We start from the raw sequence: 25,364 nt of genomic DNA, 5'->3' as shown, positions 1-25,364 counted from the left end.
TTCCCCGCGCTGTCTAGATTATACCTGTTCGATCGCGCCGGTGATCAGACCGGTGACCTCTTCCGGTGAACTTGCCGCAATCGCCTTGTCGGCAACCTTTCGGCCGCGCCGCATCACGATGACACGATCGGCAACGTCGAAGACGTCCGGCATGCGGTGACTGATCAACACCACCGCGATGCCACGGTCGCGCAAATGGCGGATCAGATTTAGCACTTCGGCCACCTGGCGGACGGAGATTGCCGCAGTGGGTTCGTCCATCAGCACGATCTTCGCTTCCGAGAGCATGGTGCGGGCGATCGCCACCGCCTGCCGCTGACCGCCGGACATCTGCTTGACCAGATCGCGTGGGCGGGTCTCCGACTTCAGCTCCATGAAGATCTCACCGGCGCGCCGGTACATCGACTTGTAGTCGAGTACGCGCAACGGACCGACTCCGCGGCGCAATTCACGTCCGAGAAATACGTTCGCCGCCGCAGTCAGATTGTTGCAGAGCGCCAGGTCCTGGTAGACAATCTCGATGCCATGCTGGCGCGCTTCGATGGGGCGATGCATGACAAGTTCGGCACCGTTGAGACGCATGGTCCCGTGGCTCGGTCGATAGTTGCCGGCGATCATCTTGACGAGAGTGGACTTGCCGGCGCCATTGTCGCCCATGAGGCCGACGACCTCGCCGGCCTGAAGCGCAAACGAAACGTCGTTAACCGCCTGGATGGCGCCGAAATGCTTGGAAATATTGGCGAGCTCGAGAACCGCCACGCTAGCCTCCCGATACCTGAATACCGCCGTGCCCGGGTCTCCTCCCCCAGGTTAGTGCGATTCCATTTACGCAAATGCGCGGAACAGCGTCAATCGTCCTACAAATAAAGACGTATATGCGCGCGAACGCATATTGTATTACAAATATTCGTTGACGCGCGAAGCGCGCGGATATTACCTATCAGCAGGAGGAGAGCATGCTGATCCTTGTCACCGGGGCAACGGGCAAGGTCGGACAGCATCTCATCGCTGGGCTGCTTGACGATCCTCGTTTTCCCAAGGCGCGCATCCGTGCGCTTTGCCACAACCGCCTGCGTGCCGAAACAGACCGTGTCGAAGTTGTCCGCGGAACGATCGCCGAGCGCGGTGTCGCCGCCCGGGCGCTCGCCGGGGTAACGCATGTCGTCCATCTCGCCACCTGCAAGGAAACTCCGGACAGCGTCATGGACGTAACGGTCAAGGGGTTGTTCTGGCTGCTCGAGGAATTCCGCGCCAGCGAGACCGCCCGCCAGTTCATCCTCATCGGCGGCGACGCCGGCGTCGGCCATTTCCACTATCGGCACGACGGGCCTGTCACCGAGGCGACGCCGCATCGGGCCTATCCGGGCTGCTACGCCCTGTCGAAGGTCCTCGAAGAGGTGATGCTGGAGCAGTATGGCATTCAGTACGGCCTCAACGGCTGCTGCCTGCGGGCACCATGGATCATGGAGAAGGATGATCTCAGGTTTTCTCTGTCCTTCGGCGACGATGTGTTCGGCGGCCCGGTCTGGAAGGACCTCGTTCCGGAAGCCAACGCGAGACGCTATGCGAAGGACGGCACGGTGCCGTTGCTGCTCGACGCCGACGGGCGACCGCTGAAGCGCAACTTCGTCCATGTCGACGATCTTGTCTCGGCGATACTGGCGGCGATCGATCATCCCCGGGCGGTTCGGCAACTCTTCAACATCTCGATGGATCGACCGGTCGATTATGGCGACGTCGCCGCCTACCTCGCCCGCACGCGCGGTCTTGGCTCCGTCGACATTCCGAGCCGCTTCCATTCCAACTGGATGGACAACAGCAAGGCTAAATATCTGCTGGGCTGGCAACCCGCCTACGATCTCGAGAAGCTTATAGATTCGGCCTGGCAATATGAGCGCTCGGAGGAGAATCCGCGCATCGTCTGGTATCCGGGCTGATTGGTGTCGCGGACACGGGGTGTCCGTGCGTTGCAAGGGAGGAAAGCATGAGGAAGGCATTATTGCTAGCCGCAGCCGTCCTGGCGTTCAGCGCCGGAACCGCTCTGGCCCAGAAGAAGCAGCTTGTCATTGTCGTGAAAGGCCTCGATAACCCGTTCTTCGAGGCGATCAACCAGGGCTGCCAGAAGTGGAACAAGGAAAACCCGGATTCGGAATACGAATGCTTCTACACCGGCCCTGCCTCGACATCCGACGAGGCCGGTGAGGCGCAGATCGTCCAGGACATGCTGGGCAAGGCGGATACGGCGGCGATCGCCATCTCGCCCTCAAACGCCAAGCTCATCGCCCAGACACTCAAGACCGCGAATCCGACAGTCCCGGTTATGACGCTCGATGCGGATCTCGCAGCCGAAGATTCGGCGCTGCGCAAGACCTATCTCGGTACGGACAATTACCTGATGGGGTACCGCATCGGCGAGTACATCAAAAAGGGCAAGCCGAATGGCGGCAAGATCTGCACCATCGAAGGCAATCCCGGCGCCGACAATATCCTGCGCCGCGCCCAGGGCATGCGCGACGCGCTGACGGGTCAAAAGGGGCTGACGGAGCTCAAGGGCGAAGGCGGCTGGACGGAAGTTGCCGGCTGCCCGGTCTTCACCAATGACGACGGCGCCAAGGGCGTGCAGGCAATGACCGACATTCTTGCCGCCAATCCCGACCTCGATGCCTTTGGCATCATGGGCGGGTGGCCGCTATTCGGCGCGCCACAGCCTTACCGCGACCTGTTCAAGCCGATGGCCGACAAGATCGCCAAGAATGAATTCGTGATCGGTGCTGCCGATACGATCGGCGACGAGGTGGCAATCGCCAAAGAGGGTCTGGTGACCGCCCTCGTCGGGCAGCGTCCCTTCGAGATGGGCTACAAGGCGCCATCGGTGATGATGGACCTGATCGCCGGGAAACCGGTCGAGGATCCGGTCTTTACCGGTCTCGACGAATGCACCAAGGACACGGTGGACACCTGCATCCAGAAATAGAGCTTAAGAGGGAGGCCGGCGGCGTGACGTCGGCCTCCCTAAGCCCGCTCAGATCTGCCAGTCGGCGTCCAGCTGATAGGCCTTGATATAGTCGATCTTCATCTGAGACCCGTCGACGAGCCCGTCACTCGGCGTGCCGGCGATACCCCCGACCGCCAGGTTGACGAGCATGTACATCGGGTCGTGCATGTCCGAGGGTGTGTCGGCACGGGCAATCGCCGCATCGTCGAAGTACCAGACAATCTCGTCCTCGGTCCAAAGCACGCCGTATTTGTGGAAGCCGCTGGTGTCAGGCACCTTCACTGCGCTCGCGATGCTGGTCTGCGAGCCGGTCTCGTTGGAATGCACGGTGGCGATGATGGTATTCGGATCCTGCCCGCGCATCTCGACGACGTCCAGTTCCGGTGGCCAGGAGCCATCGGCGGGCAGAAGCCAGAAGGCCGGCCATACGCCCTGGTCGTCCGGCATGTCGGCGCGGACTTCGAAATAGCCGTAGGTCTGGGCAAAGGACGCATGGGTCGTGAGCAATCCGGACGTGTAATCATAGCCATTAATTTGGGCTTGGATGGCTTCGGACGCCGGCGCGGCCTTGATCGTCAGAACGCCATTGCTGACGGAAAACGGGTTGGCGGAAGCGGTCGGCTGGTAGGTCGGATTGATATACCATTGCAGTTCGCCGTTTCCGGAAAGCGTGCTTCCCTTCTCCGGCGCCCACCAGAACTTTGGATCCCAGACGCCGCTATCGCCGCTACGCAGCTGAAGCGTGTTGAACTCGTCCGAGAAAGTCTGCGTCAGCGCGGAGCGATCGAGGCTCAGCCGGAACTGGTGCGCCTGCAACTGATCGGCAGTGGTGTTGGCGAACACCAGGCTCTCGCCGTCTGCCAAAGCGAGGCGCAAATTCGACCCCTCCTGGCTCGCATTGGCCAGAATCTGCTGGAAGGAGGTAAACCCATAGCCGTCCAGACGAACGGTGTCGTCGAAGTTGAAATCGGTAATGAGGTCCGTGCCATTGCCGCGCGCGAACACGAAGGTGTCGGCGCCACCTGCGCCGATCAGCACATCGTTGCCGCCGCCGCCATCGAGCGTCTGGGTTCCCGAGCCGCCCTTAATGATGTTGTCCGTGTCATTGCCGAAGGCAAACCGGCCGCTGCCGGTGACGGTCAGGTTCTCGAAATTCTGCGGAAGCGTGTAGCTCATCCACGTATTTATCGTATCGACACCCTCGCCTGCCGCCTCAGAGGCCCGATTGATCCCAGAATAGAGATAGTAGATGTCGTCACCCTTGCCGCCGATCATGGTGACATTGACGGAACTGTCGCCCCACATGGAATCATTGCCGGCGGTCCCATAGAGCGTAGGCCCCGATCCGGTTGCGGAAAACCAGGCCGTCGAGCTCCCGCTGTAATAAAGCGGCTTGCCCACGGCATTCAGCACAGTTCTGCTCATCGCATCTCTCCAGGTTTGATTGGACTCCTCCTCCGCAAGGCCCAAGGGCCATGCCCTCCTCCGGCGAACCTACCACCAGCGGTGGGGCTCCACACCCCTACGTCTTTTAGGGCGTTTTGGAACAATGCTCCGATCAGCGGCGTTGTTTGGCGTTATGCGGCGTGCGGAGGGAACTATGTGCAGTGCGGAGACGCTGCCCAAAATCGCTTTGGGCGATCTTAGTATCTTGCGGTCATCGGATTTTCGTGCAGCACTCGATGCACTGGCCGTGGCCGTCTACACCACGGATGCGGACGGCTTCGTCACCTATTGCAACCCAGCCGCAGTCAGTCTCGCGGGGCGCGAGCCGGAACTCGGCCAAGACCGCTGGTGCGTTAGCTGGAAGCTTCGCCGGCCCGATGGCACACCGCTGCCGCACGACGAATGCCCGATGGCAATGGCGCTGAAAGGGCGACAGCCCATCCGGGGAGAGGAACTGGTGGCGGTTCGCCCCGACGGGTCGACCGCGTTGCTCCTCCCGCATCCGACACCGATCTTCGACGAGTCTGGTGAACTTACCGGCGCGGTCAATCTCCTCGTCGACATCACCGACCACAAGAGCGCAGAAAAGGACTCCCGCTATCTGGCCGCAATTGTCGAATCCTCGGACGACGCCATCGTCGCCAAGGATTTGAACGGCATCATTACGAGTTGGAACAAGGGTGCCGAACGGCTGTTCGGATATACGGCCGACGAAGTCGTGGGCAAGTCGATCACCATTCTCATGCCGCCGGGTTATGAGAACGAGGAGCCCAACATCCTCAGGCGCATCCGCTGCGGCGAGCGCATCGATCACTACCAGACGACGCGCCGCCGCAAAGACGGCAGTCTCGTCGATATTTCGCTGACAGTCTCGCCGGTCCGAGACGCTCTGGGGCGGATTGTCGGCGCGTCCAAGATCGCCCGCGATGTCACCGAACAACGGCGAGCCAGCGAGACGCTGGCGGCGCGTTTGCGCGAACAGGCGGCGCTCTACCGCCTCACCGAGAGGCTGCACCGGGCCCAGGACATCTCAGAGGTCTACGAGGCGGCGCTGGATGCCATTCAGGGCGCGCTCTGCTGCCACCGGGCCTCCATTCTGCTTTTCGAAAGCTCCGCAAAGATGCACTTCGTCGCCTGGCGCGGTCTTTCGGCTGAGTATCGGAACGCCGTTGACGGGCACTCTCCCTGGACCTGCGAGGAGCGGGACCCGGAGCCCATCTTCCTCCAAGACGTTGCACAAGCTGAGGCCCTGACCGCCCTTAGGCCGACCATCGAGGCGGAAGGTATCGCAGCACTCGGCTTCATCCCACTCGTCGCAGAAGGCAGGCTCATCGGCAAGTTCATGACCTATTATGATCTGCCGCATGCTTTCACCGACAACGAGATCGACCTGGCATTGACGATTGCCCGGCAGCTCGGCTTCAGCATTCAACGTATGCGAGCCGACGAGGCGCGTTGTCTTGCGGAGCAGCAGTTGCGGCGCAACGAGGCAAACGAACGGGCACGCGCCGCCGAATTGATGGCAATCATGGAGGCCGTGCCGGCCTCCATCTGGATCTCACGGACGCCCGATTGCCGTGTCATCAGCGGCAACCGAGCCGCCTATGAGCTCCTTCGGCAGCGACCCGACACGAACCTGTCGCTGTCGGCCGCGCCCGGCGAGCGCCCCGACAGCTTCCGTGTCTTCTCCATGGGAAAGATGCTATCGCCCGACGAGCTCCCGGTGCAGCGTGCGGCGCGCGGCGAGGTCGTGCCGAACTTCGAGGAAGAAGTCCGCTTCGAAGACGGGACGTCGCGTCACCTGTTCGGGAATGCGACGCCGCTGCGGGACGCCGCCGGCGACGTGATCGGCGCGGTGGCGGCATCGGTGGACATTACCGAGCGCAAGCAGGCCGAAGAAGCGCTGCAGGAGAGCGAACGCCGGCTGCAAATCGCCCTCGGCGCCGGCCGGATGGGGGCTTGGGAATGGAACATCGGCACCGGCAAGGTCGTATGGTCGCCGGGCCTCGAGGCGCTTCATCATCTCGAACCGGGAACTTTCGGTGGTACGTTTGACGATTTCAAGCGGGACATACATCCCGATGACCTTTGCCTCGTCGAACTGGAGATCGCCAGGGCGATGGAGTCCCGCCAGGATTATCATGTCGTCTACCGGATCAGGCTCCCTGACAGAAAGATCCGCTGGATGGAGGCGTTCGGGCAGTTTTCGCCTCACGGTGCCGCGAAGCCAAGCAAGCTGGCCGGCGTCTGCATGGATATCACCGAGCGCAAGGAAGCCGAGTCGCAGCGCAACCTCCTGGTCGCCGAGCTCAGCCATCGCGTCAAGAACACACTTGCAATCGTAAGCTCGATCGCGCGCCAGTCCTTCTCCACCAATCCGGATGTGCATGACGCGCATCGGTCGTTCGATGCCCGCATCAGGGCCCTGGCGCAAACGCATACGCGTCTCGCCGAAGCAAGCTGGTCAGGCGTCTCGTTGGAAACGGTGCTTTTCGACGAGTTGGCTCCCTATCATGATGACGGCAAGAACAACGTGATGCTCTCGGGCCCGCAAACGATGCTGCCGCCGAAATACGCCCTTACCCTCGGCATGGCGGCCCACGAACTAGCCACCAACGCCGCGAAGCATGGTGCGCTTTCCGCGAAGGCCGGCAGCGTCCGCATAGAATGGTCGGCGGACCGGGAATCCGATCGGCTCAAAATCCGCTGGAGCGAATCGGGCGGCCCGGTCGTCGTCGCCCCGAAACGCAACGGTTTTGGCCGCTTGCTGCTGGAACGCGTGCTGGCCTCCGACCTTGGCGGCGAAGTCCAACTCGAATTCGCGCCGCAAGGCCTGGTCTGCATGATCGATGTCCCCTACCCTCGCGAACCCTTCCCATGACAGCCACGCAGCCATGTCGGGTCTTCGTCGTCGAAGACGAATTTCTGGTGGCACTGCAAATCGAGGACGATCTGATTGCCGCCGGATATTTGGTGGTCGGCCCGTTCACCAGCCTCAGCACATCGATCGCTGCCTCGCGCGCCGAGAGGTTTGACGTGGCGACACTGGACCTCAACCTGCGCGGCGAGTTGGTCTACCCGCTCGTCGACGAGCTGCTCGAACGCCGGGTACCAGTCCTGCTTTTGACCGGCTATGCCGTGTCGGATCTGCCGGAGCGCTTTCGCTCCCTGCCGCGCCTGACCAAGCCATTCGACGGCAGCGAGCTCATCAGCAGAGTCAGAAGCCTTGTTCCCGCTGCATGAGTCCCGGTAGGAAGCTAGCGTCGAACAGTTCGCGCGCATAGCTGTCATGGGCGACGCCGTGCTGCAGTTCGTTCTTCGTCAGTTCGTCAACGAATATCCCGTCCTTCATCACAAGCACCCGATCGCACATATGGGCAACGACGGCGAGATCGTGACTGACCAGCACGAATGTCAGGCTCCGCTCCTCGCGCTGGTCCGCCAAAAGGTTGAGGACTTCGGCCTGGATCGAAACGTCGAGCGCGGAGGTCGGCTCGTCGAGCAGCAGGATCGGCGGGGAGAGGATCAGGGCTCGGGCGATCGCCACGCGCTGCCGCTGGCCGCCGGAGAGCTCGTGCGGGAAACGATTGGCGAAGTCGGCCGGTAGACCCACCTGCCGCAAGGCCTGCAGCACCCTCTGCCGATCGTCGCGATATCCCATCGCCCTCAAGGGCTCGGCAAGCGCCATGCCGATGCGGTGGCGCGGATGGAGCGAACCGTAAGGGTCCTGAAACACCATCTGCGCCAGTTTGAGCTCTTCGCGTCCGCGGACCTTTTCGACTTCGCGCCCTTCGAACCAGATGCGCCCTGTCCAGCCGCGTTCAAGCCCGGCCAGGGAACGCAGGAGCGTGGACTTGCCGCAGCCGGACTCCCCGACGATGCCGAGGGTCTCGCCCCGCGCCACCGAAAGACTGACCTCCCTCACGACGTGATGGCGGCTCTCGCCGTGGCCGAAGGCGACATCGAGCTTCTCGACCCTGATCACGCTATCTTCTCCCCGATGCTGTCGAGCGCCTGGCGGTCCATAATGGCGAGCCGCCGCACGGGATGCCGCGCGTCCGGCATGGCCGCAATGAGGGCCCGGGTGTAAGGATGCTGCGCCTTGTCCAGGCTAGTCAGTTCCTCGACGATCCGGCCGCGATACATGACGATGATCCTGTCGCAGAAGCTCGCGACCATCCGGATGTCGTGGCTGATGAGGATGAGGCCGGAATTGTTCTCGCGCACCAGTTCGTCGAGCAGAAGGAGGACGTCCTTGCGCACGCTGACGTCCAGTGCGGAGGTCGGTTCGTCGGCGATGACGAGTTTCGGCCGCGCGATCAGCATCATCGCGATCATGACGCGTTGGCCCATGCCGCCCGAGATCTGGTGCGGATATTGCCGCATCACCCGGTCGGGATCGCCGATCCGCACCCGGACCAGCATGTCGCGCGCCGCCTTGAGCGCGGCCTTGCCCTTGAGACCGAGATGCAGCCGGGCCGACTCGGCGATCTGCTTGCCGATCGGCACCACAGGGTTCAGCGAATAGCGCGGATCCTGCATGATCAGCGCCATGTCCTGCCCGCGCAGCCGGTCCATCTGCCGCTCCGTCTTGCCGAGGATCTCCTCGCCGCAGAAGGCCATCTTCCCGGCGGTCACCCCGGCCTTGGGCGGCAGGAGCCGCATGATCGCCCGGCCGGTCGTCGACTTGCCGGAGCCGGATTCGCCGACGATGCCGACGCGCTCGCGACCAACGTCGAAGCTGACATCGGTGACGGCAGCAATCGCGTCTCGGCCGAAGCGAACGTTCAGGTCGCGGATGGAAAGGATCGGCGAAGCGTCACGATCGGGCATGGCGTGGGTCCATGATGTCGCGGAGCGTATCTCCAACGACGTTGAAGGCGAGGCTCGTCAGCAGGATGGCAATGCCCGGCATCACCGCCACCCACCAGAAATCGAGCATGAACTTGCGGCCGCTCGAGATCATGGCACCCCATTCCGGCGCCGGGGGCTGGGCTCCCAGGCCGAGGAAGCCGAGCGACGCCGCCGTCAGGATGATGCCGGCCATGTTGAGCGTCAGGCGCACGATGACCGAGGGCACGCACATCGGAGCGATGTAAACGAAGAGGATCCTGAGCGGGCTCGCCCCATAGAGACGCGCGGCCGCGACATAGTCGGCATTTCGCACCACCAGCGCCTCGGCTCGGGCAAGGCGGGCGATCGGCGGCCAGGCGGTGAGCGAAATCGCGATGATCGCCGTGGAAAGGCTGGCACCGAGCGCCGCTGCGAAGGCAAGTGCCAGGATCAGCGACGGGAAGGACAGCACGATATCGGTGGCGCGCATTAGAATCGCGTCGGTCCGCCCGCCGAAGAAGCCGGAGACGATGCCGATGACCAGCCCGATCGGCCCGACAATGATCGAGACGAAGAAGATCGTCTGGATGGTGATGCGGGAGCCGTAGAGAAGACGGCTGAAGATGTCGCGCCCGAACTCGTCGGTTCCTGCGAGATGCGCGAGGCTCGGCGGTTGCAGCGCGTTCGACAGCGCTTGGGCGGTTGGATCATAGGGGGCGAACAGCGGCGCGAAGGCGGCCACCACCAGGAGCAAGCCGATAGTTGCGAAACCGACAAGACCGAGCGGCTCTTCGGCAAGCTTGCCGACGGCGCCACGGAGAGCGGAAAGCATGCGCGCCATAATGCCCGGCGAACGCAGCACCTCGGCATCGGTCTGGATCGCGTCACTCATCGCGCCACCTCGCGGGTCCGCGGATCAAGAACTGCATAGGAGATGTCCGCAATGAAGTTGAGCAGCATGAAGACGAAACCGACGATGATGGTTGCCGCCAGCACGGCGTTCATGTCCCCGATCATCAGCGCGTTCGTCATGTATTGGCCGATCCCCGGCCAGGAGAAGACGATCTCCGTCACCACAGCTCCCTCGAGAAGATTGCCATAGGAAATCGCGAGCACGGTGATGAGCTGGACGGCTATGTTCGGCAGCACATGGTGGGCGACCGTGCGGGCCGGTCCCGCACCCTTGGCACGCGCGGCGATGACGTAGTCCTGGCTCAACTGCTCCAGCGTGAAGCTGCGGGTCATGCGGGTGATGTAGGCCATCGCCATATAGGCGAGGATGGCGGCCGGCAGGATGATGTGCGAAAGGGCGTTCCAGAAAATCTCGGTTTCGCCGACCAGAAGACTGTCGACCAGGAGCATGCCGGTGACCGGTTCGACCATGCCTTCGTAGAAGACGTCAATCCGGCCCGGGCCGCCGACCCAGTTGAGCGTCGCATAGAAGATCACCAGTCCGACAATCCCGAACCAGAAGACAGGAATGGAATGGCCGACCAGAGCCACCACGCGGGCGAACTTGTCGATGAAGCTGTCCCGGAACAGCGCGGCCGCCAGTCCCAAGGGCACGCCGGCGACAGCCGAGATGATGATCGCCAGCGTCGCCAGCTCGAAGGTTGCCGGGAAAGCCTGCAGCATGTCGCTGGCGACCGAGTTGCCAGTGAGAATGGCCTGACCGAAGTCGCCCTGGAACAGGCCCTTCAGATAGATGAAGAACTGCTGGTAGAGCGGCAGGTCGAGGCCAAGCCGCACACGCATCGCCTCGTAGGCGGCCGGATCCGCCAGCTCGCCGACGATCGCGCCGACCGGATCGGCCGGCAGGACACGGCCGATGACGAAGGTGAAGCAGAGCAGGATGAACAGGCTGACAATGAGGTGCAGGACGCGCCGTGCCAGCTCGATTGCGGTGAGTTCCTTCATGGCCGTGCCCCGACGCCGTTAGTCGGATGTCTTGGTGACGCCTTCGAGGCGCGTCAGCTGGTTCGGATGACCGACGTAGTCCTTCACCCGCGCATTGACGACGATCGGCTCGAAGCGCTCGAAAAGCGGCAGCACGGCCGGCTTCAGCTCCACGAACTTTTTCTGCATCTCGACATAGAGTTCGCCGCGTTTTTTCGCGTCCGGCTCGAGCGAGGCCTTGGCCGTCAGCGCTGTCAGCTCCGGAATGTCCCAGGCCGAGCGCCAGACGAAATTACCGGCGTTGTTCGCTTCCTTCGAATTGTCCGGATTGCTGGAGAACTGTTCCATGGAGCCGAGCACGTTGGGCATGTAGGCCCCCGTTTGAGGAATGAGCAGGTCGAAATTGCGCGCCCGGTGATCGGCGATGATGTCCGAGCCGTTGCCCTGCTGGATGTCGATCTTGATCCCGACTTGCCCGAGCGACCCCTGGATGGCGGTCGCAAGGTCGATGCGCGGCGTTTGCGCAATCGTCTTCAGCGTCAGCGAAAAGCCGTCCGGATAGCCCGCCTCCGCCAGCAGCGCCTTGGCCTTCGCTGCATCGAAGTGCCAGTCTGGATTGGGGACGGCATATTCGTAATCTTCCGGCACCGGCACGTTACGGACGCGGCCATAGGGCCCCATGATCGTCTGCTCTATGCCCTTGTAGTCGATGCTGTAGGCGATCGCCTCGCGCACCTTGGAATTGGCCAGATATTCGTTGCCGGCATTCATCGACAGAACGTAGAAACCGCCGGTCGGCACCCGCTGGACCTCGAAGCCCTGCTGGCTTTCGAAGGTCTTCAGGTCCGCCGCGCTGAGTGCGCTGGCGACGTCAATGTCGCCGCGCTCGAGCATGAGGCGCTCCACCTGGCTCTCCGGCACGTGACGCACGATGACGCGACGCATATGCGGAGCGCCGCCCACATAATCCGCGTTCGCCTCGAGAATGACCATTTCATTGGGCGTCCAGCGCTTCAGCGTGAAGGGGCCGGAGCCTGCCGAATTGGTGCGCAGCCAGGCATTGCCGTAGTCGTTGTTTTCGACGTGGTTCTTGACCTCGACGCTGTCGACAACGCTCGCGACATTCATCGCCAGCCGGTAGAGCAGCAGTTCCGCGGTGGTTTCACCGGAAAGGTCGATGCGCACCGTCTTCGGGTCCACCGCTCTGACGAGCTTGTCAACATTGTCGGCCTTGTAGCCGATGCGCTTGAAATTGGCCGCCGCCGCCTGATCCATCTTGAGCAGTCGCGCCAGCGAATAGACCACATCGTCGGCCGTAACCGGGTTGCCGGAGGCGAAAGTCGCCTCGCGTAGATGGAAGGTGATGCCCTTGTCATCGATCTCCCAGCTCTCGGCGAGTTGCGGCAGGATCTTGCGGGACCTGTCCGTCTTCACCAGCCGGTCATAGAGATTGGACATGATCTCGATGGCCTTCGCTTCGGTCGCCTGCTGCGGATCGAGCGACAGAACCTGGGCAAGCGACGTGCCGATGACCAATTGGTCGTCGGGAGTTGCAGCGTTTACGCTCGGCGCAGCGAAGCCCAGGACGATTGCCGCGGCCCCTGCAATGAGGCCCTTCGAAAAATGCTTCATTGAATCTCCTCCCTGACTTAATATAGAAGACGTATTATGTCGCTCCTATGTCATATGATGACTTAGCGAAATTGTGCGGCATTGGCAAGCGCCTTACGACTGCGGGTGTGAAAAAGCAGGGTACATGACGAGGGGACGATGACGGGCGGAAGACAGCGACTGGCGCAGCAGGTGATCGATGAGTTGCGCCGGCAGATCGAAGCCGGCCGATTGAAGGAGGGCGACCAGCTGCCGACCGAGCCGCAATTGGAGGCGAACTTCGGCGTGAGCCGCACGGTGGTGCGCGAAGCGATCGCCGACTTGCGCGCCGCCGGCTATGTCCGCCCCATCCAGGGCAAGGGCGTCTTTGTCAGCGATCCCAAAGCGAACCAGCGCTTTACGCTGACCCCCGTGGAGATAAGAAGCATCCCGGAAACCCTTGAACTCCTCGAGTTCAGGCTGGCCACCGAGAGCGAGGCCGCGGCGATTGCCGCCTATCGCCGGACTGCCGAACAAGAAGCGGCCATCGCCGCCGCCAACAGAAAGATGGCTCAATTGATCGACGAGGGGAAGCCAACTGTCGAGGCCGATTTCGAATTCCACATGGCAATCGCCGCTGCCACCAACAACCGATTCTACCTGGATGTCATGCGGCAATTCGGGCCGCGCGCCATTCCCCGTAGCCAGTTCACGACGCTGCCCGAAGCCGCAGACAAGGCCTATCTGCTTAGCGTCCACGCGGAGCACGGCGAAATTCTCTCGGCCATTGAGGACCAGAATCCCGAACGTGCCAGGCAAGCGATGCGCAACCATATCATCGGCAGCCAGCGCCGCTATCGGCGTCTCGCCGAGCAATAATCCGCTCGACAGCTCTAGCAAATTCATATTATGTCATATGACATCATGGAATTAGCATGGAAGGAGGTCTGTCCGTGTATGTAGGAACGCAGGTCGCTGCCCGCGACGACGAGGATTACCGGGTCTACGCCCAGCTTGGCGTCAAGAACATCTGCGCCGACCCGCCGGGTCCACCGGCAAGCTGGACCCTGGAAGACCTTGAAAGGCACCGCGACCATGTCGAGAGCTTCGGCCTGGTGCTCGACATGGTTCAGCTTCCCCTGCCCTCGAAACCCATCGAGAAAGCCTCCTATCCCGACATCCTGCTGGCAGGACCGGAGCGCGACCGCCAGATCGACGCCGTCTGCCGCATGATCGAGAACTGCGCCCGGGCCGGCATTCCGTCGGCAAAGTACAATCTGAACCTGATCGGCATTCCCCGCAGCGAAATGGAGCGCGGCCGCGGCGGCTCGATGAACGAAGCCTTTCGCTGGGAGCGAGTCGACCAGAGCGCCGCGCCGGGACTTGCCGGCGTGCTGTCGGAGGACGAGAACTGGGAGCGCATCGACTATTTCCTGGAACGGGTCGTGCCGGTTGCGACAAGCAACCGGGTTCGCATCGCCTGCCATCCGCACGATCCCTACACGCCGCCCGGCTATCGCGGCGTGACGCGCGTTCTAGGGACGGTCGAAGGTCTGAAGAAGTTCGTACAGATGCACGAGAGCCCCTATCATGGCCTGAATTTCTGCCAGGGCTCGATCGGCGAGATGCTGGACAATCCGCGTGAGGAGATCGACGAGATCATCCGCTGGTTCGGCACGCGCGGCAAGATCTTCAACGTGCACTTCCGCAACATCAGTGGCGGCAAGCTATCTTTCATGGAAACCTTCCCCGAGGAAGGCGACATGGATATGGTGCGCTCGCTGAAGATCTATCGCGAGGTCGGATACCAATATATGGTGATGCCCGACCACGTCCCGACGATCAGCGGCCGCGACCCGACCGGCGTCGCCTTCGCCTTTTGCTACGGTTATATCGCGGCGCTCATCCAATCGCTTTCCGCCTCATAAGTTGCAAGCCGTCCCAAGCTCATTCCTAAGCGGCATTCTCGGGAACGGCTCTTCCGACCGGCAGATAGCGTCCCCTATTTTGGGGATGCACCATGCGGCGTTCCCTGCTGACACAAGCGTTCCTTCGTGATAATATGGTATCCCATAATACGTCGCGAGCGGAAAGGGAACGTCCCATGAGCGTGTCTGATCAGCCGATGCGGGTTCTTCGTCCAGAGAAGACACTTCGCGAGCTTGCGCTGGAAAAGATGCGCGACGCTATCGTCAACATGCATTTCAGGGCGGGCGAACGGCTTGTCGAGCGCGACCTGTGCGATCAGCTCGGCGTAAGCCGGACGATCGTCCGCGAAGTGCTGCGCCATCTGGAATCGGAAGGCCTTGTCGCCATCCAACCGAATCGCGGCCCGATCGTCGCCGAGACCACCCCGGAAGAAGCCCGGCAGATCTACGAAATCCGCGGCGTGCTCGAAGGCATCGCTGCCAAGGCCTGTGCCACGCAAAAGGACCCGCGCGTGGTGGCCGAGCTCGAGCGCATCCTTGCGCGCATCCGGACAGCCTATGCCGCAAATGAGCTGCCCGCGGTCCTCACCGCCACGACGGATTTCTACCGCACGCTGTTCGAAAATTCCGGACGCCATGTCGCCTGGGGTATCGTCAATTCGATCACGGCAAGGATCAATCATTTGCGGTCGATGACGATCAAGACACCCGACCGCAACAAGCAAGGGCCGGCCCAGATGCAGAAGATCATCGACGCGATCAAGGCCGGCGATGGCGCGGCGGCCTACGAGGCGGCCAACGTGCATGTCACAAATGCCGCGGCGATTGCCGAGGCGCTTCTGGCCGAGCAGCAAGGCGGGAACAGAGGATAGAGCGATAACTGAGCTGATTGGGTTGTTGCTGAGACCACCGGCTATTACGGCAGTAACATCTCGGCCCACCCGGGTTGCACCCCTCTGCCTGCCGGGCATCTCCCCCACAAGGGGGGAGATCAGCGAGCGGCGAGCTCCCCCATCCTTTTTTCTCGAAGGAGTTAACTCATCGCAGCAACAGGCCCTGGCGCACAGCGGTCCCACCTCCGCTCCCCCCTGTGAGCCCACAAGGGGATGGCCGGCTGGGCAGAGGGAGGTGTTAACACCCGCTTTCCGGAATTTCCGCCGTTTTAGCAGAAGACGTGCGCCGTCGCCGGATCGAAGCCAAGCCAGACCCTATCACCGCGGTTGAGGCTGGAAATCGCCTCATGACCGAACGGAAGGCGGACCGCCAGAGCGTCACCCTTCGCAGTCTGAGTCGCGACATGAATGTTGTTGCCGAGAAAGGTGATGTCGCTCACCGTGACGGGAACCGCGGTCGAGCCGCCCGGCGCCGATCTCGTCAGGCTCAGGCGTTCCGGTCGCAGCATCAGCGCCGCCTTGCCTCCGGCGACCGGCCGGCCATGAACCGGTACGTTTGGAATGACCGTCGCTCCGGCCAGCGCGATATCCGCCTTGCCATTTGCGGCCGTCACCAGATCGCAGGGCAGGAAATCGCTATCGCCGATGAATTCGGCGACGAAGCGGGTCGTCGGATTGGCATAGAGTTCCGGCCCCGTGCCGATCTGGTCGATGATACCCTTCGAAAAAACGGCGATCCGATCGGAGAGCCGCAGCGCCTCCTCCTGGTCATGCGTGACATAGAGGATCGTCACTTCCGTCTGCTGGTGGATGCGGCGGATCTCGTGCTGGATCTCCTCGCGCAGTTTCTTGTCCAGGGCGGAAAGCGGCTCGTCCATCAACAGCAGCGGCGGGTCGTAGGCAAGCGCGCGCGCCAGCGCGACGCGCTGCTGCTGTCCGCCGGACATCTGCGCCGGCTTGCGGTCCTCGAAGCCTTCGAGCCGCACGAGCTTCAGCATGTCGCGCACCTTGGCGTCGACCTCCGCCTTTGGAAGCCGCCTGACCTTCAGCGGGAAGGCGATGTTCTCGCCGACGGAGAGATGCGGGAACAGCGTATAGCGCTGGAACACCATGCCGATATTGCGCTTGTGCGACGGCGTCGACAGCAGCGACTTGCCGTTCAGCACGATGTCGCCGCGGGTCGGATCCTCGAAGCCGGCGAGGATATAGAGCGTCGTGCTCTTTCCCGATCCGGATGGCCCGAGAAAGGTCAGGAATTCCCCCTGCGCCACGTCGAGATTGACGTCGTGGACGGCGGTAACGGGTCCGTATTCCTTGCGGATGCCGCGGATTTGCAGGAAAGGTTTGCTCATGATTTCAATCCTTTGCGAACGAGGGCGACAAGCACCATCAAGAGCACGGTGAGCAGGATGAGAAGGGTGGAGGCGGCGGCGACGACAGGCGTCAGGTCCTGCCGCAAGGTCGCCCAGACCTTGACGGGAAGCGTCTGCAGCGTCGGGCTCGCCATGAAGATTGCGACGACCACTTCGTCCCATGAGGTGAGAAACGAGAAGATCGCCGCCGAGAAGATGCCGTGGCTGATGGCCGGCAGCGTCACGCGGATTTTCGCCTCGAATGGGGACGCACCGCACAGCACGGCGGCGTCCTCGATCGATTTGTCGAAGCCCTCGAGCGCATTGGTGATCGACAGGATCGAGAAGGGCAGCGCCAGCACCAGATGGGAAATGACGAAACCGGTCAGAGTTCCGTTGAGGCCGATTTGCAGGAAAAAGGCGTAGAGCGCCACGGCGAGAACGACGACGGGCAGGATCATCGGCGTCAGGAACAGGGCTTTCAGCGCCTCGCGAAACATGAAGCGCCCGCGCGTCAGCCCAAAGGAAGTGACGAGCCCGAGGAGGACCGAAAGAACCGTGACGATGATTGCGATCTGGAAGCTCGTCCAGGCGGACTCCAGCCAGCGCGGATCGGCGAGAAGCTCCCGGTACCATTGGAGCGTCCAGCCGGGCGGCGGAAAAATCAGCCATTGCGACGAGCCGAAGGACAGCGCCGCGATGAACAGGATGGGCAGGAGCAGGAAGGCGGCTGTCAGCACCGTGATGCCGATCAGAACCAGCTTCCACCAGCCGAGACGATCGAAATTCAGGAGCATGTCAGCGTCCTCCCATCCGGTCTGTGCCGAAGAAGCGGAGCTGCACCGCATAGAGCGCCAGGGTGACGACCAGCAGCACCAGGGCCGCAGCACCACCCATGCCCCAGTTGACGAGCGACTGGACGAATTGCGCGATGAGTTCGGCCAGCATCATGTTCGCCGTGCCGCCGAGCAGCGCCGGGGTGACAAAGTAGCCGAGCGACATGACGAAGACCATCAGCGCGCCGGCCGCCATTCCGGGCATCGCCAGCGGCAGGAGAACGCGCACGAGCGCCTGCCAGCGGTTGGCGCCGCAGAGCGCCGCCGCCTGCAGGATAGCCGGATCGATCTTCCTGATGACGCCATAGAGGGGCAGGATGACGAAGGGCAGCATGATGTAGGTCATGCCGATCGTCACGCCCGTCAGATTGTTGACGAGCGGAAGCGGTGTGTCGATGAGGCCCAGACCGACCAGCAGCTTGTTGACGACGCCGGTGCGCTGCAACAGCACCATCCAGGCATAGGTGCGCGCCAGCAGGTTGGTCCACATCGACAGAAGCAGGATGGCGAAGATCACCGAAGCGAAGCGGCTCGGCATCACCGCTAGCGCCCAGGCGACGGGAAAGCCGATGACCAGCGAGACGAAGGTGACCAGGCCGGAAACCAGGAACGTGTTCGCGAATATCTTGAGATAGGTGGAGGAGCCCAGCAGTTCGGCATAGTTTCCGAAGCCCGGCACGGGCTCCGAGACGCTGCGCGCCAACAGAATGGCGACCGGCACGACGAAAAAAAGGACCAGCAGGCCGAGCGCCGGCAAGGTCAGATCGAAGTCGGTGAGCGTCAGGCGTGCAGGGACGTTCGATCCTGCCGCCTTCGCGTCGGTGCGCGACAACATGGCTGTCTCTCCCATTAGCGGGCACGAGGGACGCTCCTCGCGCCCTCACGCCAGATCGGCGGGAAGGACGCCTGGCCCCTCCCCGCCTTTTCTATTTATTTCGCCTGCCAGGCGTACCAGCGCTCGCCGATCGCGTCGCGGTTCTCCGCCCAATAGTTCATGTCGGCATTGACCTGACTCGCCGTCTGCGCATCCGGCAGCGATTTCGCCAGTTCCGCGTCCATCAGCTTCGGGGATTCGAGATTGATGGGCGCGTAGCCGGTGGCCTTGGCGAGATCGGCTTGCGCCTGGGCAGACGTGGCGAGCGCGATGAACTGCATCGCTGCTTCCTTATTCTTCGCGCCCTTGGGCACGACGAGCGAGTCGGCGGCGGTGATGTTCTGCTCCCAGGAGGTCTCGACATTGATGCCGCTCTGCGCCAGCGCCGTCATGCGGCCGTTCCAGACACTGCCGAAGGGCGCCTCAGCGGAAGCGAGCAGCTGCTGCGACTGCGCTCCGCCAGCCCACCAGATGATGTCCGGCTTGATCGTGTCGAGCTTTTTGAAAGCGCGGTCGAGATCGAGCGGATAGAGCTTGTCGGCAGGCACGCCGTCGGCAAGCAGGGCCGCCTCGATGACACCCGGCGCCGACCACTTGTAGAAGGCGCGCTTGCCAGGGAACTTCTCCGTGTCGAAGAGATCCGCCCAAGTCTTCGGGCAGGCATCGACCGCATCCTTGTTGCAGCCGATCACGAAGGAATAATAGAAGCTGCCGACCGAATAGTCGGTGACGAAGCGCGGGTCGAGCTTAGACTTGTCGATCACCGAGAAATCCAGCTTCTCCAGCAGGCCGTTCTTGCCGGCCTGAGCGGCGTAGTCGCCCTCGACATCGACGACGTCCCAGGTGACGGCGGCCGCCTCGACCATGGCCTTGAGCTTGCCGTAGTCGGTCGGTCCGTCCTGAAGCACGTTGATGCCGGTCTTTTCGGTGAATTTCTCGGCCCAGGCGATCTTCTGCGCGTCCTGCGTCGTGCCGCCCCAGCTCGAAAAGACAAGATCCGCGGCCGTCGCCGGCATTGCTGTTGCAATTGTCGCGGCAGTGGCCGCCAAAACGAATATCTTCTTCATGTTCCCTTGCTCCGTGGTCCGGTTTTGCTTGGTTGTTCTATGACGCGCTGCCGCCTGTCGGCGAAAAGCGCGCCGCCTTCATGATCTTGTTCTCCGCGACTTCTATGATGTCGCGTATCTTGGGGAGGAACGCCCGCCAATCCGGGTCTCCCATGAGTGCAGCGCGACGCCTCTCGCGATCGTCGAGGCTCACATAGGCCCAGATGTGGACGATCTCGTTGATCGGCCCGATCTCGGAGAAGAAGTAGGCGACGAGTTCGCCGAGATGCTTCGTCTGGATGGCGATGCCCTCTTCCTCGACCACCTTCAGGTAGGCGGGAATCGCGCCGTTCTTCAGCCGATAGGTGCGGATCTCGTAGAACATCGCCGTCACCGCATCACGAAGGGATCGGGGATGGGCTCGTCCGACGTCCTGAGCCAGACGGTCTTCGTCCTTGTGTAGTCGAGGGCGGCGGCCATGCCGCCCTCGCGGCCGTGACCGGAAAGCCCGAACCCGCCGAAGGGCGCGATCGGCGACACTGCCCGGTAAGTGTTGACCCAGACGATCCCGGCGCGGATCCCCTTCATCAGGCGGTGCGCCCTGGTGAGATTCTGCGTGAAGACCCCCGCCGCTAGGCCGTAGCTGCTATTGTTGGCGAGGGCGAGCGCCTCCGCTTCCGTTTCGAAGGACAGCACCGAAAGGACGGGTCCGAAAAATTCCTCCTCGAGCGAGGGCGAGGCGCTGCCGTCGCAATCGAGAATGCTCGGCCGATAATAGTAACCGGCACCTTCGAGTGCGTTGCCGCCCGTGATCAATTTGGCGCCGGCGGCGAGCGAGCGCGCGACCAGCGCCTCGATATGGTCGCGTTGACGCCGTGTCGCGAGTGGCCCGACTTCCGTCGCCATGTCGAGCGGGCTGCCGATGCGGACCGCTTCCGCCTTTGCTTTGAGGATTTCCAGGAAGTGATCCTTGACGCTTTTCTCGACGATCAGCCGCGAACCGGCGACGCAGCTCTGGCCGGTCGCGGCAAAGATGCCTGCGACCTGGGCATTGGCCGCACTCTCGAGATCGGCGTCCGCGAAGACGATGAAGGGGGACTTTCCGCCGAGCTCGAGCGAGGTCGAGGCGAGGTTCTCTGCCGAATTGCGCACCACATGACGGGCCGTTTCCGGCCCCCCGGTAAAGGCGATATGATCCACCTTGGGGTGACGGCTGAGCGCGGCGCCGCAGGAGGGGCCGAAACCGGTGATGATGTTGACGACGCCGGCCGGAAAGCCCGCCTGGTCGATGAGCCGGGCAAATTCGAGGAGCGGCGCCGGCCCGTCCTCCGAGGCCTTCACCACCATGGTGCAGCCGGCAGCCAGGGCCGGGCCGATCTTCACCGCCGACAGGAACAGCTGGCTGTTCCAGGGCACGACCATGGCGACGATGCCGATCGGTTCGCGGCGCAGCCAGACATCCATGTCCGGCTTGTCGATCGGCAGATAGGAACCCTCGATCTTGTCGGCGATCCCGGCATAATAGCGATAATACTCGGCGACATAAGCGATCTGCGCCGAAGTCTCGCGGATGATCTTGCCCGTGTCCCGCGTCTCCAGTTCAGCAAGTTTCTGGGCGTTCTCGGCGACGAGATCGCCGAGCTTGTAGAGAAGCTTGCCTCGCTGCGTGGCGGTCAGTTTGGACCACGGCCCTTCGTAAAGAGCGTTATGCGCGGCCTCGACGGCGCGATCGACATCGGCTTCCCGCGCCTCCGGCATCTCCGCCCAGGCGGCGCCGGTCGCCGGGTCGATGCTTTCGAACCGGGCTTCGCCATCTGAAAATTCGCCACCGATGTAAGACTGGAACCGCTGCATGTGCCCTACTCCGCAAATGCCGGCATGACCTCGGCGATGAAGCGCTCGAGCGAGGCCTTCTTGCGCTCGAAGCTCATGCCCGTATCGATCCAGAAGGAATATTCGTCGTAGCCCAACGCCTCGTAGGCCTTCAGCCGAGCGATCACCTGATCGGCAGTTCCGACGGCGAGGTTCTTGCGCATCACCTCCGGTGAGACGATGGCGTTTTCCGCCATCTCCTCTTCGGTGATGGTTTCGATGAGGCCCTGTCGGATCGGCCTTTCGTTTTTGAACCAGGCAAAGAAGTAGTTGTAATAGACGCTGAGCTCCTTGGCCGCCTGCTCGAGATCGGCTTCGTCGGTGCCTACATAGGCATGCTGCAGCAGCATGATCTTCGGGCGCTCGATCTCCGGCTTCTTGGCGCAGGCCGCCTCGAAGCGCTCCATCAGGCTGGCGATCTCGCCGTCGCCGTTCCAGAGCGGCGTGACCTGCACGTTGCAGCCGTTGGCGACCGCGAATTCATGGCTGTTGGGGTCGCGCGCCGCAACCCAGATCGGCGGATGCGGCTCCTGCACGGGCTTCGGCGCCGAGGTCGTCGACGGAAACGTCCAGAACTCGCTCTCATGCGCGTAGTCGCCTTCCCAAAGCCCCTTTATGGCAGGAATGAGCTCGCGCATCCGCTGGCCGGCGCCCCAGGCGTCGAGCCCGGGGGCGAGCCGATCGTACTCGAAACTGTAGGCGCCACGGGCGATGCCGATATCGAGCCTGCCCTCGGTGATGATGTCGGTCATCGCTGCTTCGCCGGCGAGCTTGATCGGATGCCAAAATGGCGCAATCACCGTGCCGGTACCGAGCCGGACATTCTTCGTGCGGCGGGCGAGATCGGCGAGGCTGAGGAACGGATTGGGCGCGATGGTGAAACTCATGCCGTGATGCTCGCCGGTCCAGATGGCCGAGAAGCCGCCACGGTCGGCGATCTCGCAGAGCTGGATGAACTCGCGGTAGAGGCTCTCGTCCGTCTGCCCGGGGTTGAGGCGCTCGAGATGCACAAAAAGCGAGAATTTCATGGGTCAGGCCTTTCTGGCGAAGGGGTGAACCTTGCCCTGTTTCTCATCGCCGACATAAACGCCGAAATTGCCCAGCGCGCTCTCGGCTGCAAAGCGCCTCAAGAGATCGGCGGTGGCCGGATTGTCCATGTTGTCGAGCGGCAATTCCGCAAGGGGAACAAAGCGTCCGGCCTGGGTTTCGCCGGGTTCGGCGCCGGCGCGATAGACGATGTGCTGGTGACCGGTCGTCTTGTTGTCGTAGACCGAATAGAGAAAGCCGACCTCGATCGCCAATCCCGTGGTGGCCGTCAGATAGTCCTGCAGCACCGCCAGTGCCTCACCGCCCTTGAGGGCCATTTGCGGCAGGCGCCAGCGGCCGTCGGCCTCCGGAATCAGCAGGACCGCGCCGTCGCGCTCGACGACGGCGGCAATCAGCGGGGCGCCCTCGGCGGCGGCCGAGACCGCCTTGCCGGACAGGCCCGGCGTGATGTAGCTGCCGCGCGCAAAGCCGAGCCCGGCCATGGCGCCGTTCTCGAAGGCCTCCACGCGGCCGATCAGGATGGCGTGGTCGCCTGCGTCGACAATCTCGTTCAGCGAACAATCGAACCAGGCGCTGACGCCGGCCAGGATCGGCGCACCATGCGGACCGCGCTTCCATTCGACCGCCGCGAACCGATCCTCCACCGGTTTGGCAAAGGTGTTGGACACGGCTATCTGCTTTTCCGAAAGAACGTTGACCGCAAAACCATTGGCTGATGTCATCGTCGCGAAATTGCGTGAGGTCTTGGCGATGCAGACGAGCAGAAGCGGCGGGTCGATCGACACCGATGCGAAGGAGTTCGCGGTAAAACCGATCGGATTTCCGGACGCGTCGTTCGCTGTGACGACCGTCACCCCGGTCATGAATGACCCGAAAGCGTCGCGCAGTGTGCGCGGGTCCCAAGAAGCTGCTGTCATGACTTCTCCCCTTCCCTTGAGAGCCAGTCCGCGAGAATCGCATTGACCGTATCCGGCGCCGTCAGATTGACCATGTGGCGGTGCCCTTCGATGATATGCGCCCGGCCGCACGGCGCCGCGACGGCCATGGCAAGCGCCATTTCCGGCGTCGAGTTCGGGTCCTCCGAACCGGTCAGGAACAAGGCCGGACAACGCACCTGGGGCCAGCGCGCAGCGTAAACATTGTCGCCATGCGCAAAGGCATTATAGGCGGTCGCATAGCCTTCAGGGTCGACCGTCTGCAGCCAGCTTCGCGTCAACTCATAGAACGGCGCAGTTTCGCTGCCCTCGCCGAACCAGCGCTTCAGCGGCCCATCGACATCGGCCGCACGCTCGCCGATCGTCCGGGCCCGGGCGATGACGGCTGCCTTGGCATCAGCGTCGCGTAGGTAGACGCCATTGAGAAGCGCCACGCGGCGGATGCGTGCACCAAATGTGGCCGCCGCACCGCCAGCGATCAGCGCGCCCATCGAATGGCCGGCGAGATTGACGCGGTCCAGCTTCAGATCGTCAAGAAGGACGCCCAGCCAGGCGACGAAATCTTCGAGCTTCGCGTCAGCATCCAGCCTGTCGCTCTCACCATGGCCGGGCATGTCGACGGCAATGACGCGGTGCCGGGCGGACAGGGCGACAACCTGCGGCGTCCAGGCTTCGAGCCGCATGCCGACCCCGTGGATGAGGACAAGCGGTTCGCCATGACCGATCTCCACATAGGCGGTACCATGCGCCGTTCGAGCTCGCCTGGCACCGAGACCCGTGAATTCTGTTCGCTCAGATTGAAGCATCGTCGTGGTCCAGGACTACGGCGTCAAACGCCGGCCGGGTTGGCGACATCCTGCCCGAGATCCTTAAGATCCTGGTAGCGGTCGCCAATGCGGTGATGCGGACGTCCGCCCACCGAGGCGCCAAGCGCAACGACGATCTCGTTTGCCGCCGGCGCATCGGCGACGGAGGTCTGGATGGTCAGGTAGTGCGAGCGACGCCCTTCATCATTCTTGTCCATGAGCGGGATCATCAAGGCGGCGTTTGCCGGACCGCGTGTATTGCAGAAGGCGAGGTAGGATTTGGCGCCGACGGCTTGGCGGTAATGATTGCCGAAGCGCAGCGTGTGGATCAGCGCCGATGCATGCTCGACCTCGCCGTCGAGACCGACGATCGCCGATTTTCCATAAGCCTCGACCGCCTCGCCCGACCCGACCGCGTCGATGATCATCCTCGTCAGTAGTTCACCAAGAACCGGCGCAGCGGCATGAATTTCCGGCTTCAGGTTCTCGACATAGCCGGCACCGGCCCAGGGGTTCTTCACCACGGCTATGGCCGAATAGAGTTTCAGCGGCACCGGCGCAGTCTTTCCGCCTTCGATCAGCGTCGTCTCCACCTGCAGCAGCGTCTTACGGATTTCGATGGGCATCGCCGTCTCCTCAATCTCTATTACATAGTATGGGATGCCATAATACTGGCAAGTCAAGCGGCGTTTTTGAGGATGCAGAAAGGCGAGGGAATTCAGCGTCATGAAATGAAAAAACCCCGCTCGGGGGCCGAGCGGGGCTGTCGATTAACGGTATTTTTTGAAGCTTCAGCCCATCCGTTCCGAAGCGTAGGATCCCGGGCTCGGCGGGAAGACCACGACGCGGTTGCCGTTGATGAAGCAGCGGTGGTGGATATGCGCATGGACGGCCCGGGCCAGCACCTGGCTTTCGACGTCGCGGCCGATCGACACATAGTCCTCGGCCGACTGTGCATGGGTGATGCGGGCGATGTCCTGCTCGATGATCGGCCCCTCGTCGAGGTCGGCGGTGA

24 protein-coding genes and 1 pseudogene are annotated in these 25,364 nt (G+C 62.6%); 7 read left to right on the top strand and 18 right to left on the bottom strand.

Translation table 11 applies throughout. From position 1 onward, the window contains the following. Positions 1 to 18: 18 nt before the first annotated feature. The gene (locus tag CO676_RS21830; protein ID WP_014762002.1) at positions 19 to 759 is read right to left on the bottom strand and encodes an ATP-binding cassette domain-containing protein; all 741 of its coding nucleotides are present in this window, start codon (positions 757 to 759) and stop codon (positions 19 to 21) included. Between the two features lie 197 nt (positions 760 to 956). On the opposite strand from CO676_RS21830, the gene CO676_RS21825 reads away from it, so the two are divergent. Together CO676_RS21825 and CO676_RS21820 are read left to right on the top strand one after the other, a co-directional pair. Continuing rightward, complete coding sequence (locus CO676_RS21825) at positions 957 to 1,937, top strand: NAD(P)-dependent oxidoreductase (protein ID WP_097522616.1); 981 nt, start codon at positions 957 to 959, stop codon at positions 1,935 to 1,937. Between the two features lie 47 nt (positions 1,938 to 1,984). Then, a complete protein-coding gene (locus CO676_RS21820; protein ID WP_097522615.1) occupies positions 1,985 to 2,974 on the top strand; it encodes a sugar-binding protein in 990 nt (329 codons plus the stop codon). Positions 2,975 to 3,022: 48 nt separating this feature from the next. On the opposite strand, the gene CO676_RS21815 is transcribed toward CO676_RS21820, so the two are convergent. Further along, positions 3,023 to 4,420 carry a family 16 glycosylhydrolase gene (locus CO676_RS21815; protein ID WP_097522614.1) on the bottom strand — a complete coding sequence of 466 codons (1,398 nt, stop codon included), beginning with the start codon at positions 4,418 to 4,420 and terminating at the stop codon, positions 3,023 to 3,025. A gap of 175 nt (positions 4,421 to 4,595) precedes the next feature. Here CO676_RS21815 and CO676_RS21810 point away from each other — a divergent pair, with 175 nt between their 5' ends. Together CO676_RS21810 and CO676_RS21805 are read left to right on the top strand one after the other, a co-directional pair. Further along, positions 4,596 to 7,322, top strand: a complete 2,727-nt coding sequence (locus tag CO676_RS21810; protein WP_097522613.1) for a PAS domain S-box protein — start codon at positions 4,596 to 4,598, stop codon at positions 7,320 to 7,322. Continuing rightward, positions 7,319 to 7,684: a response regulator gene (locus CO676_RS21805; protein WP_014762007.1), complete on the top strand. Its 366-nt coding sequence runs from the start codon at positions 7,319 to 7,321 to the stop codon at positions 7,682 to 7,684. The genes CO676_RS21810 and CO676_RS21805 overlap by 4 nt, the downstream gene beginning before the upstream one ends. Here the strand turns inward: CO676_RS21805 and CO676_RS21800 are convergent. The 5 genes from CO676_RS21800 to CO676_RS21780 are packed head-to-tail and all read right to left on the bottom strand — an operon-like array spanning position 7,659 to position 12,802. Beyond that, entirely contained in the window at positions 7,659 to 8,426 is a 768-nt protein-coding gene (locus CO676_RS21800; RefSeq protein WP_097522612.1) for an ABC transporter ATP-binding protein, read from the bottom strand. The two genes, CO676_RS21805 and CO676_RS21800, sit on opposite strands and share 26 nt — an antisense overlap. Beyond that, complete coding sequence (locus tag CO676_RS21795) at positions 8,423 to 9,274, bottom strand: ABC transporter ATP-binding protein (RefSeq protein ID WP_097522611.1); 852 nt, start codon at positions 9,272 to 9,274, stop codon at positions 8,423 to 8,425. The genes CO676_RS21800 and CO676_RS21795 overlap by 4 nt, the downstream gene beginning before the upstream one ends. Next, positions 9,261 to 10,166, bottom strand: a complete 906-nt coding sequence (locus CO676_RS21790) for an ABC transporter permease (protein ID WP_097522610.1) — start codon at positions 10,164 to 10,166, stop codon at positions 9,261 to 9,263. Before CO676_RS21790 ends, CO676_RS21795 begins: the two co-directional genes overlap by 14 nt. After that, positions 10,163 to 11,191, bottom strand: a complete 1,029-nt coding sequence (locus CO676_RS21785) for an ABC transporter permease (RefSeq protein WP_097522609.1) — start codon at positions 11,189 to 11,191, stop codon at positions 10,163 to 10,165. The genes CO676_RS21790 and CO676_RS21785 overlap by 4 nt, the downstream gene beginning before the upstream one ends. 18 nt (positions 11,192 to 11,209) lie before the next feature. Then, entirely contained in the window at positions 11,210 to 12,802 is a 1,593-nt protein-coding gene (locus CO676_RS21780) for an ABC transporter substrate-binding protein (RefSeq protein WP_097522608.1), read from the bottom strand. Positions 12,803 to 12,940: 138 nt separating this feature from the next. On the opposite strand from CO676_RS21780, the gene CO676_RS21775 reads away from it, so the two are divergent. From CO676_RS21775 to CO676_RS21765, 3 genes are all read left to right on the top strand, one after another. Then, positions 12,941 to 13,639: a FadR/GntR family transcriptional regulator gene (locus tag CO676_RS21775; RefSeq protein WP_097522607.1), complete on the top strand. Its 699-nt coding sequence runs from the start codon at positions 12,941 to 12,943 to the stop codon at positions 13,637 to 13,639. A 74-nt stretch (positions 13,640 to 13,713) separates the two neighbouring features. Continuing rightward, on the top strand, positions 13,714 to 14,688 hold the full coding sequence (locus CO676_RS21770; RefSeq protein ID WP_014762014.1) for a mannonate dehydratase: 975 nt from the start codon (positions 13,714 to 13,716) through the stop codon (positions 14,686 to 14,688). 176 nt (positions 14,689 to 14,864) lie between these two features. Beyond that, entirely contained in the window at positions 14,865 to 15,560 is a 696-nt protein-coding gene (locus tag CO676_RS21765; RefSeq protein ID WP_097522606.1) for a GntR family transcriptional regulator, read from the top strand. 290 nt (positions 15,561 to 15,850) lie between these two features. Here CO676_RS21765 and CO676_RS21760 read toward each other — a convergent pair whose 3' ends face one another. From CO676_RS21760 to purU, 11 genes and pseudogenes are all read right to left on the bottom strand, one after another. Continuing rightward, a complete protein-coding gene (locus tag CO676_RS21760) occupies positions 15,851 to 16,933 on the bottom strand; it encodes an ABC transporter ATP-binding protein (protein WP_097522605.1) in 1,083 nt (360 codons plus the stop codon). After that, entirely contained in the window at positions 16,930 to 17,730 is an 801-nt protein-coding gene (locus CO676_RS21755; RefSeq protein ID WP_097522604.1) for an ABC transporter permease, read from the bottom strand. The genes CO676_RS21760 and CO676_RS21755 overlap by 4 nt, the downstream gene beginning before the upstream one ends. Position 17,731: 1 nt before the next feature. Beyond that, complete coding sequence (locus CO676_RS21750) at positions 17,732 to 18,604, bottom strand: ABC transporter permease (protein ID WP_014762018.1); 873 nt, start codon at positions 18,602 to 18,604, stop codon at positions 17,732 to 17,734. Positions 18,605 to 18,699: 95 nt separating this feature from the next. Beyond that, entirely contained in the window at positions 18,700 to 19,710 is a 1,011-nt protein-coding gene (locus tag CO676_RS21745; RefSeq protein WP_097522603.1) for an ABC transporter substrate-binding protein, read from the bottom strand. A 37-nt stretch (positions 19,711 to 19,747) separates the two neighbouring features. Further along, complete coding sequence (locus CO676_RS21740) at positions 19,748 to 20,074, bottom strand: NIPSNAP family protein (protein WP_097522602.1); 327 nt, start codon at positions 20,072 to 20,074, stop codon at positions 19,748 to 19,750. A gap of 5 nt (positions 20,075 to 20,079) precedes the next feature. Continuing rightward, entirely contained in the window at positions 20,080 to 21,543 is a 1,464-nt protein-coding gene (locus CO676_RS21735; protein ID WP_097522601.1) for an aldehyde dehydrogenase, read from the bottom strand. Between the two features lie 5 nt (positions 21,544 to 21,548). Next, positions 21,549 to 22,589 carry an LLM class flavin-dependent oxidoreductase gene (locus tag CO676_RS21730; protein WP_014762022.1) on the bottom strand — a complete coding sequence of 347 codons (1,041 nt, stop codon included), beginning with the start codon at positions 22,587 to 22,589 and terminating at the stop codon, positions 21,549 to 21,551. A 3-nt stretch (positions 22,590 to 22,592) separates the two neighbouring features. Continuing rightward, positions 22,593 to 23,525 carry a flavin reductase gene (locus CO676_RS21725; RefSeq protein WP_097522600.1) on the bottom strand — a complete coding sequence of 311 codons (933 nt, stop codon included), beginning with the start codon at positions 23,523 to 23,525 and terminating at the stop codon, positions 22,593 to 22,595. Then, on the bottom strand, positions 23,522 to 24,349 hold the full coding sequence (locus tag CO676_RS21720) for an alpha/beta hydrolase (RefSeq protein ID WP_097522599.1): 828 nt from the start codon (positions 24,347 to 24,349) through the stop codon (positions 23,522 to 23,524). The genes CO676_RS21725 and CO676_RS21720 overlap by 4 nt, the downstream gene beginning before the upstream one ends. Before the next feature lie 23 nt (positions 24,350 to 24,372). Beyond that, entirely contained in the window at positions 24,373 to 24,975 is a 603-nt protein-coding gene (locus tag CO676_RS21715) for an amino acid synthesis family protein (protein WP_014762025.1), read from the bottom strand. 165 nt (positions 24,976 to 25,140) lie between these two features. Next, positions 25,141 to 25,364, bottom strand: a pseudogene (gene purU, locus CO676_RS21710) (formyltetrahydrofolate deformylase); the annotation flags it as partial.

The sequence above is a fragment of the Sinorhizobium sp. BJ1 genome (assembly GCF_002531555.1).
Taxonomy (GTDB): Bacteria; Pseudomonadota; Alphaproteobacteria; order Rhizobiales; family Rhizobiaceae; genus Sinorhizobium; species Sinorhizobium fredii_B.
This window is presented reverse-complemented; position numbering and strand designations above follow the sequence as displayed.

Bases quoted from the DNA above. Each gene is read 5' to 3' on its own strand.
- CO676_RS21825 (WP_097522616.1), top strand. From the start codon at position 957: ATGCTGATCCTTGTCACCGGGGCAACGGGCAAGGTCGGACAGCATCTC.
- CO676_RS21820 (WP_097522615.1), top strand. From the start codon at position 1,985: ATGAGGAAGGCATTATTGCTAGCCGCAGCCGTCCTGGCGTTCAGCGCC.
- CO676_RS21815 (WP_097522614.1), bottom strand. From the start codon at position 4,420: ATGAGCAGAACTGTGCTGAATGCCGTGGGCAAGCCGCTTTATTACAGC.
- CO676_RS21810 (WP_097522613.1), top strand. From the start codon at position 4,596: ATGTGCAGTGCGGAGACGCTGCCCAAAATCGCTTTGGGCGATCTTAGT.
- CO676_RS21805 (WP_014762007.1), top strand. From the start codon at position 7,319: ATGACAGCCACGCAGCCATGTCGGGTCTTCGTCGTCGAAGACGAATTT.
- CO676_RS21795 (WP_097522611.1), bottom strand. From the start codon at position 9,274: ATGCCCGATCGTGACGCTTCGCCGATCCTTTCCATCCGCGACCTGAAC.
- CO676_RS21790 (WP_097522610.1), bottom strand. From the start codon at position 10,166: ATGAGTGACGCGATCCAGACCGATGCCGAGGTGCTGCGTTCGCCGGGC.
- CO676_RS21785 (WP_097522609.1), bottom strand. From the start codon at position 11,191: ATGAAGGAACTCACCGCAATCGAGCTGGCACGGCGCGTCCTGCACCTC.
- CO676_RS21780 (WP_097522608.1), bottom strand. From the start codon at position 12,802: ATGAAGCATTTTTCGAAGGGCCTCATTGCAGGGGCCGCGGCAATCGTC.
- CO676_RS21775 (WP_097522607.1), top strand. From the start codon at position 12,941: ATGACGGGCGGAAGACAGCGACTGGCGCAGCAGGTGATCGATGAGTTG.
- CO676_RS21765 (WP_097522606.1), top strand. From the start codon at position 14,865: ATGAGCGTGTCTGATCAGCCGATGCGGGTTCTTCGTCCAGAGAAGACA.
- CO676_RS21760 (WP_097522605.1), bottom strand. From the start codon at position 16,933: ATGAGCAAACCTTTCCTGCAAATCCGCGGCATCCGCAAGGAATACGGA.
- CO676_RS21755 (WP_097522604.1), bottom strand. From the start codon at position 17,730: ATGCTCCTGAATTTCGATCGTCTCGGCTGGTGGAAGCTGGTTCTGATC.
- CO676_RS21750 (WP_014762018.1), bottom strand. From the start codon at position 18,604: ATGTTGTCGCGCACCGACGCGAAGGCGGCAGGATCGAACGTCCCTGCA.
- CO676_RS21745 (WP_097522603.1), bottom strand. From the start codon at position 19,710: ATGAAGAAGATATTCGTTTTGGCGGCCACTGCCGCGACAATTGCAACA.
- CO676_RS21740 (WP_097522602.1), bottom strand. From the start codon at position 20,074: ATGTTCTACGAGATCCGCACCTATCGGCTGAAGAACGGCGCGATTCCC.
- CO676_RS21735 (WP_097522601.1), bottom strand. From the start codon at position 21,543: ATGCAGCGGTTCCAGTCTTACATCGGTGGCGAATTTTCAGATGGCGAA.
- CO676_RS21730 (WP_014762022.1), bottom strand. From the start codon at position 22,589: ATGAAATTCTCGCTTTTTGTGCATCTCGAGCGCCTCAACCCCGGGCAG.
- CO676_RS21725 (WP_097522600.1), bottom strand. From the start codon at position 23,525: ATGACAGCAGCTTCTTGGGACCCGCGCACACTGCGCGACGCTTTCGGG.
- CO676_RS21720 (WP_097522599.1), bottom strand. From the start codon at position 24,349: ATGCTTCAATCTGAGCGAACAGAATTCACGGGTCTCGGTGCCAGGCGA.
- CO676_RS21715 (WP_014762025.1), bottom strand. From the start codon at position 24,975: ATGCCCATCGAAATCCGTAAGACGCTGCTGCAGGTGGAGACGACGCTG.